The following is an 18841-nucleotide window of genomic DNA, read 5'->3' as shown; positions in this document are numbered from 1 at the left end:
GGGCACAAAAACCATGAAATAACGGCCAGTGAAGTTATCTTCACTGGCCGTTTATTTTTTCAAAACAATAATTCAAAAACTATGATTCAAAGGTAAGCGTCCGGGCAAGTACAACTTCAACAGATTTCATTGATCCGCCAGCGGCTTAACTATCACGGCTTTCTGTCGTCAGCATAAGTTCAGTATCAGTACCTTTTATGCCCGTAAAGCCAACAAAGATAAAATTAAAGCGGTCATGCCTTTTGCTAAAGTAACGCTGGCTCCGACAACAGCGGTAACGCCTCAAACTCAACTTTGTGATGCGCAACAGATGATACGTTTACAGCATCAAACAGGGGTATGGACCTTCCCAAGCTCGTTGCCAGCAAATTACTTACTTGAAATTATAAAAGGCCTGCAAGCATGTTGATGTTTCAGCAGCTTCCTAGTATTTATCTGCATAGAGAGCCCGTGGATTTTCGTAAGTCGATAAATGGCTTGGCCATCATCGTTGAGCAACAACTGTCGCTAGAGGCCACCGACGGCAGTGTGTTTGTTTTTCATGCCTCTGCATATGAGTCAGTTTCAGTCTATTCTTATTGTATAAATCACGACTAGAAGTGAGATTGACGATGAAAACGCCTGAAGCTAGTTTTTTTGAATGGCAACGCCAGTTTGGTTCTGAAATTGATTGTTTAAACCACCTTCCCTTAGCGAAGTGGTTTTGGGCCATCTACTTTCTCGGCTCAGATAAAGGCAGCATTTCAGCATTGAGGCTCAGTAAACTCATTGAGGTTAATTGGCGAACGGCACGCTTAATATTGAGCAAGTTGAGAACGGCAATGGGTCATAGAGACAGTCTATATAGGCTTTCAGGTCTCATTGAAATTGATGATGCCTTCGTTGGGGGAAAGAGAAAAGGTAAACGCGGACGTGGAGCCGCAGGGTAAACGCCTGTGTTAATTGCTGTTGAAAGCAAAGTGAAACGCGCGGGATTTATCGCTATGCAGGCCGTCGACAGTGTTTGTCATGAAGCCGTTAACGATTTTGTTGCTAGGCACTTAAATGCACAGCAAGAAGTTCATACTGACGGACTAGCCGCTTTGAATATCATAGATAACACTCAACAGCATGAAGCTAGGGTTACACCGAGTGAGTTGGTCGATGAATGGTTGCCTTGGGTTCATATTGCAATAGGTAACTTAAAAGCCTTTTTACTCGGCACATTTCATGGAGTTTCGGGAAAATACCTTCACGAATACCTTAGTGAGTTCTGTTATCGGTTTAACCGAAGAAAAATGCTCCGCCGCCTTGTTCAACTGGAAGTGGCCACATGGCTTTCAATGCCCGGATTGTGGGTCTTCAAAATACTGCTCGTTAAAAAGCAGAAAACTTTATCAATGCAATCATTGTCACCACCAAACTTCTCTGACCAGCAATACGATTTTTGCCAGTACTAAACTTCCATTGCAAACGTGGTTTATTGCCATCTATCTAATAACACAATCAAAGACTGGTTTATCAGCATTAGCGTTAAAAAGGCAAATTGGCGTTTCGTACAACACTGCCTGGAAAGTAAAGCAAAAAATCATGCAGGTCATGAAGGAACGTGATGATACTAAGCCACTATCTGGCATAGTCCAGCTCGATGATGTGTATTGGGGTGGCGAACAGCATGGAGGTAAACCGGGAAGAGGTTCCAGCAACAAAACACCTTTCGTAGTAGCCATATCGTTGACCGATGATGGCCAGCCATTACACATGAATATGAATGTTGTGAATGGTTTTAAGACCCAAGAAATAAAGAACTGGGCAGATATGCATCTATCAGATGGGTGCACTGTAGTATCGGACGGATTGGCGTGTTTTCGAGCAGTGACACAGTCCCACTGTGCTCACGTTAGTCTTGTTACTGGAGGAGGGGCGAGTTGTGTAGAGATTGAAGCTTTTCGTTGGGTCAATACAATGATAGGTAATGTTAAAATGTCCCTGCACGGTGCTTACCACTCGATTAGCGCCGAGCATCTACCGCGATATCTTGGCGAGTTTTGTTATCGGTTCAATCGGCGTTTTAATCTAACTGAATTATTGCCACGGTTTATGAGTGTGGCAGTTAGAACGCCACCTCTGCCATATAGACTGTTAAAGATGGCTGAGCCTCATGGGTAATCAGGTAAGCCGATGAGGCGAGATCTAAGCGCCAGGTTTTATCGTCATATTTCCAGTGTATGCCCGCGTCCTCGTCATCTTCAAAACCGAGATAATAGTTGGCACTGAACCAAAAAGAGTGGGCACCATAGGGAAGTAAGCTAAAGGGTACCTGAGTCACCCCGAGCTGAATACTCTGCTCCTCATTGAAGCTGTATCCCGCATAAGCGTGATGAATGACGTCCATATCCTCATACCAACGATATTGAGCCGAGGCAAACAGGCTATTGTTAAACGTTTGAACACAAACATGACACTCCTATGTCGTTGACATGAAAACTATTCTCCAGGCTTAATCAGAAAATGCTAATTTTACGAACTCCTATTCAATAAAATGAAAAAAGCCAGAGAATGAACACCCTGGCCTGTTTAATTTCGAGTCGATAAATTATCGACTATGACTTATAGACGAATGAGTCACTAATCCAAATCTAACGTCACCCCTTCCATAAAGCCTGAGCCCGTTTGTTCTGAACTCTGCAACTTAATCATCAATCTTAAATCATTAGGGGAGTCAGCATGATGTAAGGCATTGGCATAACTGATCTCACCCTCGGTATATAGAGCCAACAAGGCCTGATCGAAGGTCTGCATCCCCTGCTCATTAGACTTAGCCATGGTATCCTTGAGTAAATGCAGCTCATTTTTAGCAATCAAGCTACTGATACGTGGGGTGTTGATCAAAATTTCGATGGCCGCACGTCGGCCTTTTCCATCCATGGTCGGCACCAACTGTTGAGCAACGATTCCCCTTAAGTTCAACGAGAGGTCGAACAATAGCTGCTGATGCTTACTCTCCGGCACTAAGTTCATGATACGATCCAGTGCCTGGTTGGCATTGTTCGCATGCAAGGTCGCCATGCATAGGTGACCCGTTTCGGCAAACGCCAGGGCGAATTCCATGGTCTCTTGAGTTCGAATTTCACCGATTAAGATCACATCTGGCGCCTGGCGCAGTGAGCTTTTAAGCGCTGCAGCGAATGACTCGGTATCTATACCCACTTCTCTCTGGGTAATGATGCACTGGCGGTGCTCATGAACAAATTCAATCGGGTCTTCGATAGTCAGAATATGACCACGAGAGTTAGCATTACGGTACCCAACCAAAGCGGCCAAGGAAGTCGACTTACCCGTGCCAGTTCCACCGACCATGATGATGAGTCCACGTTTGCTCATCACCAGATCTTTCAGGATTGGGGGAAGTTTCAGATCATCGACATCTGGGATCTGAGTCTCGATACGGCGCATGACACAACCCGATGCTTCTCTCTGCCAGAAAGCACTGACACGAAAACGCCCCAAATCCTGCAAGGCAAATGCAAAATTGCACTCACGAGTCTGATGAAATTCTTTCTTCTGCTCATCAGACATCAAAGACTCGACAAAATCCAATGACTGAGCCGCTGAGAATGAATTTTCGCTCAATGGTGTTAGCTCACCATCAATTTTGGCACTCGGGGGAAAACCCGCCGTGATGAAGAGATCCGAAGCCTTGCGAGCTATCATCGTTTTTAAGAAAGGACGAACATCCATAATAAAACCTTAGCGATTAACCTTTAAAATTTTGTCTGTTTATTGGCACTCTTATGCTGAGCATCTTCACGACTGATCTGACCACGGTTGACCAAGTTCTGCAGGCATTGATCTAATGTCTGCATACCATGTGACATACCGGTTTGAATCGCAGAGTACATCTGCGCCACTTTATCCTCACGGATAAGGTTTCTGATCGCTGGAGTTCCCATCATGATCTCATGGGCCGCCACACGTCCGCCACCGATTTTCTTGATCAAGGTCTGTGATATTACCGCCTGTAACGATTCAGATAGCATGGTTCTGACCATGCCCTTCTCGCCTTCGGGGAAAACATCGACCACACGATCTATAGTTTTTGCCGCTGAGGTGGTGTGTAAAGTACCTAAAACCAGATGACCCGTTTCAGCTGCCGTCATCGCCAGCCTGATGGTTTCAAGATCGCGCATCTCGCCTACTAAGATAACATCGGGATCTTCACGCAACGCGCTTCGCAAGGCCGCGTTAAAGCTATGAGTATGACGATGCACCTCTCGCTGGTTGATCAGACATTGCTTGCTCTGATGGACGAATTCGATTGGGTCTTCGATGGTGAGAATGTGTTCGTGACGGCTTTCATTAATATAGTCAACCATGGCAGCCAAAGTAGTACTCTTTCCCGAGCCTGTTGGACCGGTAACCAGGACTAAGCCACGTGGAAAGCTGGCAATTTGCTTAAAAATCTCCGGAGCGCCAAGCTGCTCCAGACTCAAAATATCGCTGGGAATGGTACGAAATACCGCCGCGGCGCCTCGCGATTGGTTGAAGGCATTGACACGAAAACGTGCTAAGTTGGGTATTTCGAACGAAAAATCTATCTCTAAATGTTCTTCATAATCTTTACGTTGCTTATCATTCATGATGTCATAGATAAGTCCATGCACCCCTTGATGGTCTAAAGCGGGTAAATTGATCTTTCTGACTTCGCCATCAACACGTATCATAGGCGAAACACCAGCAGAAAGGTGTAGATCGGACGCTTTGTGCTTTACACTAAAGGCAAGTAACTCTGTGATTTCCATAGTATGGTATATCCATTCAATCAAAAAACTTACATCATGACAACAATAGCAGACAGACTGGCTAACGCCCAGCATCGAATCGAACAAGCGGCGCAAATTTCATCACGAAATGCCGATGAAATTCAATTACTCGCAGTCAGTAAAACTAAGCCCAATGCAGATATCTTAGCCGCCTATGCGGCCGGCCAAAGACGATTTGGTGAAAACTATGTTCAGGAAGGCGAGTCTAAGGTTAACGCGCTCAAAGACAGCTGTCCCGAAATCGAATGGCACTTCATCGGTCCCTTACAATCGAATAAGACTAAAATCATCGCCAGTCACTTCGATTGGATGCACACAGTCTCTCGTGAAAAAATAGCATCGAGGCTCAACGATCAACGTCCAAAAGACTTGTGTCCTTTAAACATCTGCATCCAAATCAATATCAGTAGCGAAACCAGCAAATCAGGAACGACACCTGAGGAGCTAAAATCCCTGGCGAGTAAAATCGATCAGATGCCGAATTTAACTCTCCGGGGTCTGATGGCCATCCCCACTGCGACATCGGATAAAGAGTTACAAAGAGATGAGTTTCAGCAGCTACAAGCTTTATATCAAGAGCTCAAATCACTTTATCCGCAAGTTGACACGCTATCCATGGGAATGAGTAATGATTTAGAACAGGCAATTGAACAAGGTTCAACCATGGTTAGAATTGGTAGTGCAATTTTCGGCGCAAGAGAAAAGCGCTAGCCATTAGCCTTGTTTTAACCCTACCAAGCCCAAATGTTAGTCATGACTGACTAGTAACGAATGAATGGCAATGTTTTGTCACCTAAAATAATGGCCTCAACGGAAGAGGCAAAAGTATAGAGAAATATAGAGAAGTATCATGGCTGAAAAAAAATTGTGCTTTATCGGCGCGGGCAATATGACTCGCAGTATCGCCACCGGACTCGTCAACAATGGCTATCCGGCAGATTTGATTCATGCAACCAATCCCAGTGAAGCTAAATTAGCAAGGTTACAAAAATCACTGAATATCGCCACTTCACATGATAATTTAGCCGCAGCGAAACAAGCTGATGTTATCGTGCTCAGTGTGAAACCCCATTTTATGCAAGGGGTTTGCGAGCAGTTAAGCACTTTAGACCTAACCAATAAACTCATCATCACTATAGCCGCAGGCATTCCGGCCAAGCGTTATGGCGAATATTTTGGACAAGAGATAAAGCTTATTCGTACTATGCCTAATACTCCGACTCAAATTGGTGTCGGCATGACGGGCTTATACGCAGGGGATGAAATCTCAGCTGAGCATAAAGCTCTCTGTGAACAATTAATGTTGAGTGGCGGCGAAGTTGTTTGGGTTGATAGTGAGTCAGAACTCGACCAAGTCATCGCATTATCCGGCAGTTCACCCGCTTATTTCTTCCTCTTTATGGAGGCGATGATCGACAACGCCAAAGCATCGGGAATGGATGAACACAAGGCAAGACAACTCGTTCAGCAGGCAGCATTGGGCGCGGCCCAAATGGTCAAACAAAACCCGGAATTGACGACTGCACAACTGAGAGAAAATGTGACCTCAAAAGGAGGCACCACGGCTCAAGCTATCGCCGCTCTCGAAGCCGGTAATTTAAGGGGCATAGTCAAACAAGCCATGGATGATTGTGTGGCTCGGGCACAAGAGATGGCCAAACAATATTAACGCTCTTAAGCCAAGCAGTTAAACCGACATTTAACCAAGAATTTTGATTTACTATAAATAGAGAAAATACATGAATGCACTCAGTTTCTTAGTTAACACAGTTTTCGACCTATATCTGATGATTGTGATTATTCGTATCTGGCTTCAGCTCGCTAAAGCCGACTTCTATAACCCTTTTAGTCAGTTTATCGTAAAAGCCACCCACCCTATCGTTGCCCCTATGCGCCGTGTTTTACCTTCCATGGGAGGTTTAGATACCGCCTCTGTCGTCTTGGCTTTTATGGTGGTCGTCGCAAAATTTGTGGTATTGAGTCTCATCGCTGGCGCCGAGATTAACATAGCAACAATCTTATTAATCGCAGTCGTTTCGGTATTTAAGCAGGCCGGTGTTTTACTGTTCTGGATGCTGATTCTCCGCGCGATCTTAAGCTGGGTGAGCCAAGGTCATAACCCTATCGAAATGGTAATGAGTCAATTAACCGAGCCACTACTTTCACCCATTCGCCGTATCCTTCCGCAGATGGGTGGCTTAGATCTCTCTCTATTGGTAGTGATGATCATTCTAAATTTTGTCAATATGTTCCTAGCTCAATATGTGCCTTTTTGGGCTAATGTCTAGGTCATGATGCTACCAGTATCTATGCAGCAGGACTCCCTGCTGCTGAACCTTTATATCCTACCCGTTAACTTTGTAAGTTGATAAATCGAACGAAGCGAGTCATGGGCTAAGCACCTATACTCAAATATATGATAACCATAACGAGTTACCTTCACAGTCAGTCCATTACCGCAGGAGCAGCGTCATGTTTAGAGCAATTTTATCTGTACTCATACTTACCCTTGCCTTCGTTGGCAACGTGTCAGCAGAGCAGAAACAAAAAGTTGGTAATTACGATATTCACTACGTAGCCCTAAGCAGCACATTTTTAACCCCCAGCATAGCTAAGTCCTACGGTATCAAACGCAGTAGCTACATCGGCATCATCAATATTTCAGTGTTAGACACTAGCCAAGAAGGCAATCCACCCGTGCCTGTTGAGATCTCAGGTATTGCCAACAACCTACTCGATGCCCGCATAGAGCTAAATTTTAGAGAGATCCGCGAAGGAAAAGCTATCTATTATGTCGCCGAAGTTCCTTTCAGGGATGATCAAGAGATCAATTTTAAGGTCGCCATTAAATATGGCAAAAAACTCAATACCCAATTGAAGTTTAAGCAAAAGTTTTATGTCGAGTAATTTATACGCTTCATCATAAAAGCGGGGGAACTAAAAGCAGCGAATTTTAGTTCCCAGCCCCCTGCTGAAATTGCTGCAATATCTGCTATCGTTCCCCCCCCTCCTTAGTTATCATGGCGCCCAATAACCAATTCCCCTACAAAGGTCTCTAATGGATAAGTTCGTTCTCGCCAGTGGCAATAAAGGCAAACTCAAAGAGTTTACTGAAATTTTCTCAGCATACGGTGTGGAGGTGCTTCCTCAGAGCCAATTCGATGTGGAAGAAGTCCCTGAAACCGGAACGACGTTCGTTGAAAATGCCATCATAAAAGCCCGCCATGCCGCCGAAATCACCGGACTAGCGGCAATTGCCGATGATTCTGGTTTAGAAGTTGACCTGCTCGATGGGGCACCTGGGATCTACTCGGCTAGATACGGCGGCGAGAATGCCGACGAGAAAGATAACTACATTAAATTGTTGGACGCACTAAAAGCTAATTTAACAGGAAGAACCGCCCGCTTTCAATGCATCTTGGTCTATATGCGCCACGCAAAAGATCCGACACCCATCATTACTCAAGCATCATGGGAAGGAAAAATAGCCTTCGAAGCGAGCGGAGATAAGGGTCATGGTTACGATCCTATCTTCATTCCTAATGAGCATAACTGCTCCGCAGCGGAGTTAGATAGCGAAGAGAAGAATCGACTCAGCCACAGAGGAAAGGCGATGAAGCTATTGATCGATGCCATGAAGAATAAAGGTATGATTATTTAATGTTAACTCTGCCTCCTCTAAGTCTCTACATTCATATACCTAGGTTTGGTTTAGACAGAAGTGCCTCAGGTATGACTTCTGCATATAGTAAGGCTATCCAATGTTAACTCTGCCTCCTCTAAGCCTCTACATTCATATACCTTGGTGTGTACAGAAGTGCCCCTATTGTGATTTCAACTCCCACGGCCAGAATGGTGAGCTGCCACAGCAGGAATATATTGACGCCTTACTTGCCGATCTTAAAAACGATCTTCACTATGTGCAGGGGCGAGAGATACACACGATATTTATCGGTGGTGGCACACCTTCACTGTTCGACGCGGCTCAAATCGAGAGACTGCTCACGGGTGTCAATGAGATGATACCCTTCAGTGAACAGATAGAAATAACCATGGAGGCGAATCCGGGTACGCTAGAGCATGACGACTTCGAAGCATATTCTAAAGCCGGTGTTACCCGCTTATCTATCGGCGTTCAGAGTTTCTCAACAGACAAGCTGAATCTATTAGGCCGTATACATGGTAAAGATGAGGCTAAAGTCGCGGCGCAGAAGGCCCAGAGCTCAGGTTATCGCAGTTTCAATTTGGATCTGATGCATGGACTGCCAAATCAAAGTTTCGAAGAAGCTATGGCTGATATAGACACGGCGGCTAAATTGTCTCCGCCTCATCTGTCCTGGTATCAGCTGACCATAGAGCAAAACACCTTGTTTCACTCTAAGCCCCCGCAATTGCCTGATGATGAAGCCCTGTGGCACATCTATGAACAAGGGCAGAAAAAGTTAGCTGAGCTGGGTTACGAGCAATATGAGATATCGGCATACGCTAAACCCGGTTTTCAGTGCCAACATAATATCAACTACTGGCAGTTTGGCGACTACTTAGGCATTGGTTGTGGTGCTCATGGCAAGGTGACCCTTCTGGAGCAGAAGCAGATATTACGCACAGTAAAGATAAAACACCCTAAGGGCTATTTAGCGGCCGATGAGTACACCTTCGACACCATAGAAGTGACTGAAGATGAACGTCCGTTGGAATACCTGATGAACCGATTCCGCCTTATGTCCGCAATCCCTAAGGCCGAGTTTGAGCAAAGAACCGGCTTATCTCATCGGGTGATAGCTCAAGGCATAGAGAAAGCCAAGAACAAAACTCTATTGATTGAAAACGAAACTCACTGGGAATTGACCGCCAAGGGTAAGATGTTCGTTAACGAACTCTTATCCCAGTTCTGTTAAACAGTTCGAAGGTAACAAACTAACGATTACCAATGGCGCTATCATAATTATCCAGTCAAGAACTTGAAGGCGTGCCTAAGTTCCGTAAGTTTGGTGGCTACACGGCCTATATCGAAGGCTGGGGCCTGTATAGTGAGCACTTCCCGAAAGAGATGGGACTCTATTCAGACCCTTACTCTAATTTTGGTCGACTCGACAGGAACTATGGCGCTCATGTCGTCTGGTGGTAGACACCGACATACACGCTAAGAAGTGGGTATGCTGAAAATTCTCGCCTTGAGAGAGAAGGCGAAAAATCATTGGGTGATAAATTCGATATACGTGAATGCCACACCTTAGTGCTGTAAAATGGCCCCTTGCCATTAGATATACTCGAAGAACAGATTGATCTTTGGCTGTCTCAGAAAAGCTAATAAACTTTCTCACTGACAATAAAAAAGCCACAATCAATGTGGCTTTTTTATTGGATCGATTCTGTACTGCTTACTCAGACTTATTTTAGCCCGTAGCAGGCTTGTAGGGTACAGAGAGACGAATCTCTTTCTAGTTTAAAAGTACCCCAGCAACTAGGCTGGGGTAAACCAAAACTAGGATGATGGTTTTAAGGCTGGCATTGTTTTAGTTCTTAAAGCTCTGCCAGCATCGATGCGGAACTGCAGTAACGCTAATCGGTATAAGTTTAGTAAGAGGGGTCATTCTTAATAAATTTATAAGATTCAGATTATCCCGTATCAAGTGCCACCAATTGTATTGATTTGAGAACAAACTGCAAGGGGAATACGACACAAGCATTAGTGAATGGTGAATTACCGGTGAGAGATGCCCGACAAAAAAGACACATGTTATTGATATAAAACAAAAAAGCCAACCACTCTCCGAATGATTGACTTATAATTTTAAATATAGAACAATGTTTCCTGAATATCCAGTAAACTTATTCACCTTTTGAGTAAGTTATGACATTAAAAATCACTTCCTTTTCGCGTACAACTCAGTGTAAGGGGCGTCCCAATATGGCGGAGAACCAATATGTCCCTTAAGGAAATCGATAAAGGCACTGACTTTCGGTGCCAAGTGTTTTCTTCTTGGGTATACGGCTTGAAGGGGAAGATAATGAGTAAGCTGCCAGTCTTGAAGCAGAGGCACTAAGGTCCCCTTCTCAACTTCACCCTCAAGCAGATAACTGGCGAGATAAACAATGCCAAGCCCACTGACGGCGGCAGATTTTAAAGCGGGTGCATTGTCTACTCTAAAGTTCCCCGAGACACCTATCTCACAGTAATCTTCACCCTGCTTAAACTGCCAAACACTGTGTTCGTGCCACTCGCCATGATAGACCAAACAGTTATGATCGACTAACTGCTCTGGGCGATCGAGTTGACCATTTTTTTCGATATATGATGGCGAGGCGGCAAGCAAAAACTGACATTTCATAAGAGGTCTGGCAACCATACCTAGGGGGAGTTGCTCTGACATAGTCAAAAGAAGATCTAACCCTTCGCTGACGACATCGACTTTATGATCTAACAAGCTAATTTGTAATTCTAACTCGGGGTGAGTATTCATAAATTCAGGCAAGGCGGGAATGATATGCATGGTACCGAATGACTGAGATATCCCAACCTTTAGCACACCTCGAGTAGCATCATTTAGGTTATGAACACTAGCAATGGCTTGTTCGGCCCCTCTAAGCAACTCTTCACCTTGTGCGTACAGAAGTTGTCCAGCCTCAGTTAAACTCAGGCTACGAGTCGTGCGTTGAATTAACTGAACTCCCAATTTATGCTCAAGATCGGCGACTTGAGTACTCACTTTGGATTTAGAAATCCCCAACTTTCTTGCCGCGGAACTAAAGCTGCCAGCTCTGGCAACATGAGTAAAAATTGCGATAGGTTCCAATAGTTCTAACATGTAAATCGCCTTAGGGTGTTTACGATACTAATAATACTGACACTAAAGATAAGTAAACTGAATTTATAAAAATAATCATTTAAAACAGTAACTTACAAAGTAAAAGCGCGCTAAAGTAGAGCCGGATATATGAACCACTCAACAACTGAGAGTCCATTTGTTATTATTTTTTATAAGTATACCAAAGATTGGCGCTTTAATTCTAATGCCTAATCGATAATGTTTATTCTGCAAGGCTAAACTCGATTGAAACGCTAGGAATAACAATTAATAAGAAGAGGCGAAATATAGAAAAACCCCTGTATTAAAGTTAAATACAGGGGGGTTGCAAATATGGGAGGGGCAACAGGGTCCAAGGTATGACTTCATAGCCATTATCAAACTAAATTATTCGAGCAATTCCACTTTAGGCGCATCGATAAGTGGGTATTTTTCCAACTCAGGAACTGCGATTCTTAATTTTTGCTCAAGGGCTATCAAGTTCTGCAAGTTATCACACATCTTGTCCGCTCTCGCCTTAAGATCTTGCGCTTGAACTTCCATCTGCTGCTCTATGTCTTGGCTAACATTTTCCATTTTTTGACCAAAAGCTTGCATTTTTTGTTCAAATGAATCGCCGTCACCGGAAAGCATCTCGCTACCTAAATTGATCATCATGGTGCCGATGGAGTTTTTGACTAATTGCTCAACTTCTTGCTCAAATTCTTCACCAAAAGTATCTTCTAAAGAAGATTGAGTCGAGCCCAGATAGAACTTATCGCCATTTTGATAGGCAACTTTCTCGATTCGATACACTTCTTTGCCTTCATCACTTATCGCCAACAGCTTAGGCTCTACTGTGATGTCATAGTTGAGTGCAACCTCGCAATGACTATTATCACTCCAGTATGAAGTCGATGAATGATCTTCGTGAGCAGATACAGAGGTAATTGTTCCGCTAGCAAATAAGACCGCGCTTATCCCAATAGCAGTGGCTAATTTTCTCATCAAATTTATCCTCAATTTAAATGGTCTCTCGACAATCGCTGAGTACCAGTTGTTATTTATTTTCTGACATCGACGATGACTCTCATATCAAACAATAAAGCACAAGCCACGCCAAAACACATAATCAGTTGATAAGTAATAAATTAATGTGTAATAAAGAAAGTGTATGAACAGAAATTTAGTGAATAAACCAGTAGTTGGTCAATTCACTAAATTAAATTTATAACAAATGGATTTAGGACAAGATGAGAAATTGACAGTTAGCTTAGAAAATAGAACGACCCATTTTTTGACACAAATCTTCGAGCGCGGCGATACCCGCCAGAGAGTTACCATTGCTATCTAACTCAGGCGACCAAACACACACGGCCATATCACCGGGTATAACGGCAATAATCCCGCCACCGACTCCACTCTTACCTGGCATACCGACTCGATAAGCAAATTCACCGACACCATCGTATAGGCCTGAAGTGGCTAATAATGCATTCATCTGCCTGGTCTGTACCGGAGAGAGCAATCGAGAACCATCTAAACATGTGCCCTTGTTAGCCAAATACAAGATGGCTTTTGACAGGTCGGCACAGTTCATGCGGATGGAACAATAATGAAAGTAGCTTTGAAGCACAGTATCGACATCGTTGTTAAAGTTCCCAAAGGACTTCATCAAGTAAGCAATAGCCGCATTTCTGGCGCTGTGATCGTACTCTGAAGTAGCCACAACTTTATCTGAGATAAGCGATGGATTAGCACTCAGACCACGAATGAGTTCGAGCATCCTATGCTTAGGTGCACCTAATCGTGCTTGTAGCAGGTCCGCAATAACAAGAGCACCCGCATTGATAAATGGATTTCTGGGGAGACCGTGCTCTAATTCAACCTGAACCAGGGAGTTAAATGATTGTCCCGAAGGTTCTTTACCAACGCGAGACCAGATATCTTGCTCTTCATAGAGAGTTAATGCCAATGTCAGGCTAAATACTTTGCAGATACTTTGAATAGAAAAAGGTTCCAGATAATCTCCGGCACCTATCGTTGTACCATCGATACTGGTGACAGCGATGCCAATTTTATTAGGATTAATGTTCGCCAGAGCAGGAATATAGTCAGCCACTTTACCTTGGCCTAGCAGGGGCCGAACTTTATCGACCACCTGCTCGAGTAATGCGAGTTCGGGCACTAACTCCACCAAATATCGTATAGCTCGCTAACCACAACGTCTGATACCGTTTGTCCCTTCCAGAATTCAATGACGGCAGAGCGATCATCTTCGCTGCACTTACCAATAGCTTGAGTGGCTATGATACCTTCCCACTGCTTATGACCACCGCCGTGGAAGCCTAGTTGACGAGGCTCTATCACCTGATCGATAAACTGATCCACGACTGTATCAATCAGCTCCTCGGATACAGACTCAGCGAAAGTCCAATTAACATCGAAACCAAACTCTTGAAATTCATCTACGCGTAATTTTTTTCGTAAACGACGACTGCGTGTTGCCATGGTAAATCCCACCTTATTAAAATAACCTATAAAAAATAATTTTGTTTACAAGTATCGATTCAATTAATACTCAGCAAATTTAATCGATACGCTCGAACATGATATCCCAGACACCATGGCCTAACCTGTGACCTCTGGCTTCAAACTTAGTCAGAGGACGATGCTCAGGACGCTGAACCACATCACCTGTAGTCGATTGGTTTTGATACCCTTCAGCGGCCCCCAAAACCTCGAGCATATACTCGCTATAGTTTTCCCAATCCGTTGCCAGATGAAAAACGCCACCAATTTTTAACGTGCGACGGATCTGCTGCGCAAATTCAGTTTGTACGATACGACGTTTATGATGACGCTTCTTATGCCAAGGATCTGGGAAGAAAAGCTGCACTCGCGCCAAAGAACCGGCGACAATACTGTTTTCTAATACTTCGATAGCATCATGGTGGAACACACGTAGATTAGTCACACCAGCTTTTGCGGCATCGGATAAACAAGCACCTACCCCAGGTTTATGAACTTCTATGCCGATAAAATTCAGTTCCGGTGAAGCTTTGGCCATCTCGACAAGAGAGGCGCCCATGCCAAACCCTATCTCGAGTACGGTATCAGCCTCTCGGCCAAATATCTGAGCCAGATCAATAGGCTCCGGCGAGTAATCCAGGCCCATTAATGGCCATTGCTGTTCCATCGCGGCAGCCTGACCTTTAGTCAATCGGCCTTCTCTTAATACAAAGCTTCTTACTTTGCGAAGGTACTTACCTTCTTCATTAAATTCCGCGGTTGTCACGTCGCTCATTTTCGCCCTCAGTCTGGCAGGATTAATAGAAAAGAAAGGCATTATCCAAAGATTGTAAGTCAGTGCAAGCCCTAGTTACTCTTAATTGGATTAACAACAATTCGGCAAAGTATACCAAGTTTCTCAAAAACTGTGAATTTACTCCGTTTGAGCTTAGCTAAACGAGTGGCTAAATCATCAAGACTCAACAAACTCGACTTGTTAAAAGGCGCCTTCCTAGATAGACTGCCTGCATAAAAATCGTGTTTCAAATTTCTCTTTTCTTATTTTGATCTCTAATAAAGCAATCACCACTATGTCTTCTGTCGCCATCAGCAATACCAATCACGCCTCTTTTTCTTCCCGTATCATTAGTTGGTATGAAAAATGTGGTCGTAAACACCTTCCATGGCAACAAGACAAGACACCCTACAAGGTCTGGGTGTCGGAAATAATGCTCCAGCAGACCCAAGTCAGCACAGTAATCCCCTATTACCTTAAGTTTATGGAGCACTTTCCCACCATAGACTCACTTGCCGATGCGCCTCAAGATGAAGTGCTGCACTACTGGACTGGCCTCGGCTACTACGCGCGGGCAAGGAACTTACATAAGTCGGCTCAACTCATTCGTGATGAGCATGGTTCACAATTCCCTAGGGATTTTGAAGATGTCCTGTCGCTGCCAGGCATAGGTCGTTCTACTGCGGGCGCCGTATTATCCCTAGCTCTTGCACAGCACCATGCCATCTTAGATGGTAACGTGAAAAGGGTATTGGCGCGTCATGGGGCCATCGATGGCTGGCCGGGGAAAAAACAAGTCGAAAACAAGCTTTGGGATCTGACTGAGAAACTGACCCCTGACTTAGATGTTCAAAAATATAATCAGGCTATGATGGATATTGGCGCCTCTATCTGTTCTCGCTCTAGGCCAGTTTGTAGTGACTGCCCGGTGGCTATCGATTGCCAGGCTCAGCTCACTGGTCGACAGTCAGAATATCCAGGGAAGAAACCTAAAAAGGTGATACCGGAAAAAAATGCCTACATGTTGGTACTCGCTAAGGGCGATGAAGTTATCTTAGAAAAAAGGCCACCAGCAGGGATCTGGGGAGGGCTGTGGTGTTTCCCACAATTTTCTACACGAGAAGAACTTGATGAGTACTTGATAACAAAAGGCTTAACAGTTTTCGAAGAGGAAGTATTACCCGGATTTAGACATACATTCAGTCATTTCCATCTAGATATCAGCCCTATACTTGTCTCTGCCGAAGGCTTTAGCGATAACCAGATCATGGAAGATAAGCCTTCACTCTGGTATAACTTACCCCATCCCCCAAAAGTTGGTTTAGCTGCGGCGACTGAACGTATTCTCGCCAGCTTAAATTCTGTATTAATTAAGGAGTAATCATGGCTCGCACCGTTAACTGCGTCTATCTGAAAAAAGAATCGGAAGGCCTTGGATTTCAGCTATACCCAGGTGATCTTGGTAAGCGTATTTTCGATAATGTCAGCAAAGAAGCTTGGACACTATGGCAATCAAAACAAACCATGCTGATCAATGAAAAAAAATTGAACATGATGAATGTTGACAACCGTAAGTTTCTTGAAGAGCAGATGATCAACTTCTTATTTGAAGGTAAAGACGTAGAGATTGAAGGTTACGTACCTGAGAAAAACGACGAGTAGACACCGAGTAAACAAAAAGCGCCGTAAGGCACTTTTTGTTTACTGATTATAACAGAGCATTTACTGCCTGATACCTTCTACAACCATTGCTAGCTGAACATAGGATGATGCTGGACCCAAGTCCATCTTTATATTGTAATCTTTCAAAGCAAACTCAGTGGTACCAGTAAAACCGGCACGATAGCCGCCCCAAGGGTCTTGCCCTTCACCAATCGTCTTTGCTTTTATCGTCATAGGCTTAGTCACGCCATTAAGAGTAAAGTCACCGTTCAGCAAGAAGTTCCCATCTCCTTTATCGACAATAGAACTCGACTTAAAGCTTGCCTCCGGAAACTTGGCGGTATTTAAGAAATCAGGGCTACGCAGATGCTTATCTCGCTCAGCATGATTAGAATCAAGACTGGCAGTCTTGATCGTCACATTCACATGACCATCAGCTAGCTTATTGCCATCAAAACTAAAATCACCTTCAAATTCATTGAAACGCCCCACCACGAAGCTATAACCAAGGTGACTCACCTTAAATTCTATTGAAGCATGTGCTCCCTTAGTGTCGATGACGTAATCGGTGGCCGATACAGCGCCACTCAAGAGTAAATAGCCTGCCAATGCGGTTGTTAAAAGCGCTCTTGATAATATCGTCTTTTTCATCAATCTATCTTCCTTTTATCTGTTTCTATTTTAAAACTGTGATCATTCTTACCAGAGTTGAATCTTTATCAAAAAAGTGGTGTTTAAATGCACCTAACATATGTATGACGACGAGTCCGATCAAACTGTATGCGGCAAACTGATGAAATAAACCGGCAATATCGGCCTGACTATCGAACAACTCGCCGATTCCAGGCACTTCAAACAGATTGAAAACGGCGATCCCTCTTCCGTCAGCTGTAGAGATCAGATATCCACTACACATGATCAAAAGCATTAACAAATAGAGAGTTCCATGGGCTAGATGCCCGGCTTTAACTTCCCAATTTTTATGTTCGGTTAATGGTGCTGGCTTAGGATTAGCAAACTTCCACACAATTCTTACCATAGTTAGGACAAACAAGACTATGCCGACACTTTTATGTAAATCGGGCGCTGTCTTATACCAGCTACTGTAATAGGTTAATTGAACCATCCATACTCCGGCAGAAAACAGGCCTATGACAGCTATTGCCGATATCCAATGAACCAATATCGCTATGATCCCATAGGATTTTTCTGTATTACGAAACATGACAGACCTTATGATCAACTGCTGATTAACTACTGATTAGCTTATGACTCACATAATACGTTCTATTTTTAAAACTAAAACATCTAAAAATAGGCACTATGATCCTATTTTTTAGAACCTTATATCTATTTTGCTCTTTATTAAGTCATTTAAACCTTATAGAAATCAATCAATAATGATAATCATTTGTAAATACATTTTATTTTAAGGGGTGAGAGCGTGTTCTACAAGGCTTTAGAGAATTAAGTAAAAACTACAGTGTGGAGAAATAAAGACCTAGTTTGCACACTAACTAACCGAATGGTGGGTTTATAACAAAATAGCACTTGCAGGTAGGAAGGCTGCGCTATAAGATACGCCCACTTCAAACGAATCAGGTATAACAAGCTGATTTAGACGCATGTTTAAAACTCATTTGCAGTAGATGACTAACACTCAGTTTAGTTGCCCGAATAGCTCAGTCGGTAGAGCAGAGGATTGAAAATCCTCGTGTCCCTGGTTCGATTCCGGGTTCGGGCACCAACATTTAGCTGGCATAGCTTGTTATTAGAGTTGTGACTGGTAATCAAATAGATTGCTCCCGAGTTTATCTATTGATGAGAAAATACGCCGGCATAGCTCAGTTGGTAGAGCAACTGACTTGTAATCAGTAGGTCCCGAGTTCGACTCTTGGTGCCGGCACCATCTTTCTTAAGAAGAACAACCAAGCCACTTTAATTAGTGGCTTTTTTGTATCTGTAATTTGAGCCCTATTAGCTAAAATGAATCAGTAGGTTACTTCCACCGGAGCTTCGACTCTTGGTGCCGGCACCATCTTTCTTAAGAAGAACAACCAAGCCACTTTAATTAGTGGCTTTTTTGTATCTGTAATTTGAGCCCTATTAGCTAAAATGAATCAGTAGGTTACTTCCACCGGAGCTTCGACTCTTGGTGCCGGCACCATCTTTCTTAAGAAGAACAACCAAGCCACTTTAATTAGTGGCTTTTTTGTATCTGTAATTTGAGCCCTATTAGCTAAAATGAATCAGTAGGTTACTTCCACCGGAGCTTCGACTCT

At 43.7% G+C, this 18841-nt stretch carries 19 protein-coding genes, 2 tRNA genes and 4 pseudogenes; 15 read left to right on the top strand and 10 right to left on the bottom strand.

Features of this window, described 5'->3' with window-relative positions:
* Positions 1–148 precede the first annotated feature (148 nt).
* From KT99_RS23490 to KT99_RS20465, 4 genes and pseudogenes are all read left to right on the top strand, one after another.
* Positions 149–409: pseudogene (locus KT99_RS23490) on the top strand (IS66 family insertion sequence element accessory protein TnpA); the annotation flags it as partial.
* Positions 403–597: an IS66 family insertion sequence element accessory protein TnpB gene (tnpB, locus tag KT99_RS04650; protein ID WP_005497530.1), complete on the top strand. Its 195-nt coding sequence runs from the start codon at positions 403–405 to the stop codon at positions 595–597. The pseudogene KT99_RS23490 and the gene tnpB, both read left to right, overlap by 7 nt.
* Positions 598–611: 14 nt before the next feature.
* Positions 612–1292, top strand: a pseudogene (locus KT99_RS22645) (IS1595 family transposase); the annotation flags it as partial.
* Positions 1267–2148: pseudogene (locus KT99_RS20465) on the top strand (IS1595-like element ISSbe1 family transposase); the annotation flags it as partial. The pseudogenes KT99_RS22645 and KT99_RS20465, both read left to right, overlap by 26 nt.
* On the opposite strand, the gene KT99_RS04640 reads toward KT99_RS20465, so the two are convergent.
* The 3 genes from KT99_RS04640 to KT99_RS04630 form a co-directional block, all read right to left on the bottom strand.
* Positions 2093–2374, bottom strand: coding sequence for a hypothetical protein (locus tag KT99_RS04640; RefSeq protein ID WP_005497525.1), 282 nt, complete (start codon positions 2372–2374; stop codon positions 2093–2095). The pseudogene KT99_RS20465 and the gene KT99_RS04640 overlap by 56 nt on opposite strands.
* 233 nt (positions 2375–2607) lie before the next feature.
* Complete coding sequence (locus KT99_RS04635; protein WP_005497524.1) at positions 2608–3720, bottom strand: PilT/PilU family type 4a pilus ATPase; 1113 nt, start codon at positions 3718–3720, stop codon at positions 2608–2610.
* Positions 3721–3743: 23 nt separating this feature from the next.
* The gene (locus tag KT99_RS04630; protein ID WP_005497522.1) at positions 3744–4781 is read right to left on the bottom strand and encodes a type IV pilus twitching motility protein PilT; all 1038 of its coding nucleotides are present in this window, start codon (positions 4779–4781) and stop codon (positions 3744–3746) included.
* Between the two features lie 36 nt (positions 4782–4817).
* On the opposite strand from KT99_RS04630, the gene KT99_RS04625 reads away from it, so the two are divergent.
* From KT99_RS04625 to KT99_RS20460, 7 genes and pseudogenes are all read left to right on the top strand, one after another.
* Positions 4818–5513 carry a YggS family pyridoxal phosphate-dependent enzyme gene (locus KT99_RS04625; RefSeq protein WP_040571622.1) on the top strand — a complete coding sequence of 232 codons (696 nt, stop codon included), beginning with the start codon at positions 4818–4820 and terminating at the stop codon, positions 5511–5513.
* 139 nt (positions 5514–5652) lie between these two features.
* Entirely contained in the window at positions 5653–6471 is an 819-nt protein-coding gene (gene proC, locus KT99_RS04620; protein WP_005497518.1) for a pyrroline-5-carboxylate reductase, read from the top strand.
* A 70-nt stretch (positions 6472–6541) separates the two neighbouring features.
* Positions 6542–7090: a YggT family protein gene (locus tag KT99_RS04615; protein ID WP_005497517.1), complete on the top strand. Its 549-nt coding sequence runs from the start codon at positions 6542–6544 to the stop codon at positions 7088–7090.
* A 184-nt stretch (positions 7091–7274) separates the two neighbouring features.
* A complete protein-coding gene (locus KT99_RS04610) occupies positions 7275–7709 on the top strand; it encodes a DUF4426 domain-containing protein (RefSeq protein ID WP_005497515.1) in 435 nt (144 codons plus the stop codon).
* Positions 7710–7860: 151 nt separating this feature from the next.
* The gene (gene rdgB / locus KT99_RS04605) at positions 7861–8463 is read left to right on the top strand and encodes an RdgB/HAM1 family non-canonical purine NTP pyrophosphatase (protein WP_005497513.1); all 603 of its coding nucleotides are present in this window, start codon (positions 7861–7863) and stop codon (positions 8461–8463) included.
* Between the two features lie 100 nt (positions 8464–8563).
* Positions 8564–9700 carry a radical SAM family heme chaperone HemW gene (hemW, locus tag KT99_RS04600; RefSeq protein ID WP_005497510.1) on the top strand — a complete coding sequence of 379 codons (1137 nt, stop codon included), beginning with the start codon at positions 8564–8566 and terminating at the stop codon, positions 9698–9700.
* Between the two features lie 53 nt (positions 9701–9753).
* Positions 9754–10113 (top strand): annotated as a pseudogene (locus KT99_RS20460) (DUF885 family protein); the annotation flags it as partial.
* A 556-nt stretch (positions 10114–10669) separates the two neighbouring features.
* Here KT99_RS20460 and KT99_RS04595 read toward each other — a convergent pair.
* The 5 genes from KT99_RS04595 to trmB form a co-directional block, all read right to left on the bottom strand.
* Entirely contained in the window at positions 10670–11611 is a 942-nt protein-coding gene (locus KT99_RS04595; RefSeq protein ID WP_005497506.1) for a LysR family transcriptional regulator, read from the bottom strand.
* A 387-nt stretch (positions 11612–11998) separates the two neighbouring features.
* Entirely contained in the window at positions 11999–12598 is a 600-nt protein-coding gene (locus tag KT99_RS04590) for a DUF2884 family protein (RefSeq protein WP_005497504.1), read from the bottom strand.
* Between the two features lie 265 nt (positions 12599–12863).
* On the bottom strand, positions 12864–13778 hold the full coding sequence (gene glsB / locus KT99_RS04585) for a glutaminase B (RefSeq protein WP_040571605.1): 915 nt from the start codon (positions 13776–13778) through the stop codon (positions 12864–12866).
* Positions 13778–14101, bottom strand: a complete 324-nt coding sequence (locus KT99_RS04580; RefSeq protein ID WP_005497502.1) for a YggL family protein — start codon at positions 14099–14101, stop codon at positions 13778–13780. Before KT99_RS04580 ends, glsB begins: the two co-directional genes overlap by 1 nt.
* 79 nt (positions 14102–14180) lie before the next feature.
* A complete protein-coding gene (gene trmB, locus KT99_RS04575; protein WP_040571620.1) occupies positions 14181–14897 on the bottom strand; it encodes a tRNA (guanosine(46)-N7)-methyltransferase TrmB in 717 nt (238 codons plus the stop codon).
* A 295-nt stretch (positions 14898–15192) separates the two neighbouring features.
* Between trmB and mutY the strand changes: the two genes are divergently transcribed.
* Together mutY and KT99_RS04565 are read left to right on the top strand one after the other, a co-directional pair.
* Entirely contained in the window at positions 15193–16278 is a 1086-nt protein-coding gene (mutY, locus tag KT99_RS04570; protein WP_005497499.1) for an A/G-specific adenine glycosylase, read from the top strand.
* Between the two features lie 2 nt (positions 16279–16280).
* Positions 16281–16559 carry an oxidative damage protection protein gene (locus tag KT99_RS04565; protein WP_005497497.1) on the top strand — a complete coding sequence of 93 codons (279 nt, stop codon included), beginning with the start codon at positions 16281–16283 and terminating at the stop codon, positions 16557–16559.
* A gap of 60 nt (positions 16560–16619) precedes the next feature.
* On the opposite strand, the gene KT99_RS04560 is transcribed toward KT99_RS04565, so the two are convergent.
* Positions 16620–17210, bottom strand: coding sequence for a YceI family protein (locus KT99_RS04560; RefSeq protein ID WP_005497496.1), 591 nt, complete (start codon positions 17208–17210; stop codon positions 16620–16622).
* A 25-nt stretch (positions 17211–17235) separates the two neighbouring features.
* Positions 17236–17784, bottom strand: coding sequence for a cytochrome b (locus KT99_RS04555; RefSeq protein WP_005497493.1), 549 nt, complete (start codon positions 17782–17784; stop codon positions 17236–17238).
* 446 nt (positions 17785–18230) lie between these two features.
* Here KT99_RS04555 and KT99_RS04550 point away from each other — a divergent pair.
* A tRNA-Phe gene (locus KT99_RS04550) sits at positions 18231–18306 on the top strand.
* 86 nt (positions 18307–18392) lie between these two features.
* Positions 18393–18468: transfer RNA gene (locus tag KT99_RS04545), tRNA-Thr, on the top strand.
* Positions 18469–18841: the final 373 nt, after the last annotated feature.

Source organism: Shewanella benthica KT99, assembly GCF_000172075.1.
Lineage (GTDB): Bacteria > Pseudomonadota > Gammaproteobacteria > Enterobacterales > Shewanellaceae > Shewanella > Shewanella benthica_A.
This window is presented reverse-complemented; position numbering and strand designations above follow the sequence as displayed.

Coding starts and splice junctions, on each gene's coding strand:
- tnpB (WP_005497530.1), top strand. CDS start 403: ATGTTGATGTTTCAGCAGCTTCCTAGTATTTATCTGCATAGAGAGCCC.
- KT99_RS04640 (WP_005497525.1), bottom strand. CDS start 2,374: ATGGACGTCATTCATCACGCTTATGCGGGATACAGCTTCAATGAGGAG.
- KT99_RS04635 (WP_005497524.1), bottom strand. CDS start 3,720: ATGGATGTTCGTCCTTTCTTAAAAACGATGATAGCTCGCAAGGCTTCG.
- KT99_RS04630 (WP_005497522.1), bottom strand. CDS start 4,781: ATGGAAATCACAGAGTTACTTGCCTTTAGTGTAAAGCACAAAGCGTCC.
- KT99_RS04625 (WP_040571622.1), top strand. CDS start 4,818: ATGACAACAATAGCAGACAGACTGGCTAACGCCCAGCATCGAATCGAA.
- proC (WP_005497518.1), top strand. CDS start 5,653: ATGGCTGAAAAAAAATTGTGCTTTATCGGCGCGGGCAATATGACTCGC.
- KT99_RS04615 (WP_005497517.1), top strand. CDS start 6,542: ATGAATGCACTCAGTTTCTTAGTTAACACAGTTTTCGACCTATATCTG.
- KT99_RS04610 (WP_005497515.1), top strand. CDS start 7,275: ATGTTTAGAGCAATTTTATCTGTACTCATACTTACCCTTGCCTTCGTT.
- rdgB (WP_005497513.1), top strand. CDS start 7,861: ATGGATAAGTTCGTTCTCGCCAGTGGCAATAAAGGCAAACTCAAAGAG.
- hemW (WP_005497510.1), top strand. CDS start 8,564: ATGTTAACTCTGCCTCCTCTAAGCCTCTACATTCATATACCTTGGTGT.
- KT99_RS04595 (WP_005497506.1), bottom strand. CDS start 11,611: ATGTTAGAACTATTGGAACCTATCGCAATTTTTACTCATGTTGCCAGA.
- KT99_RS04590 (WP_005497504.1), bottom strand. CDS start 12,598: ATGAGAAAATTAGCCACTGCTATTGGGATAAGCGCGGTCTTATTTGCT.
- KT99_RS04580 (WP_005497502.1), bottom strand. CDS start 14,101: ATGGCAACACGCAGTCGTCGTTTACGAAAAAAATTACGCGTAGATGAA.
- trmB (WP_040571620.1), bottom strand. CDS start 14,897: ATGAGCGACGTGACAACCGCGGAATTTAATGAAGAAGGTAAGTACCTT.
- mutY (WP_005497499.1), top strand. CDS start 15,193: ATGTCTTCTGTCGCCATCAGCAATACCAATCACGCCTCTTTTTCTTCC.
- KT99_RS04565 (WP_005497497.1), top strand. CDS start 16,281: ATGGCTCGCACCGTTAACTGCGTCTATCTGAAAAAAGAATCGGAAGGC.
- KT99_RS04560 (WP_005497496.1), bottom strand. CDS start 17,210: ATGAAAAAGACGATATTATCAAGAGCGCTTTTAACAACCGCATTGGCA.
- KT99_RS04555 (WP_005497493.1), bottom strand. CDS start 17,784: ATGTTTCGTAATACAGAAAAATCCTATGGGATCATAGCGATATTGGTT.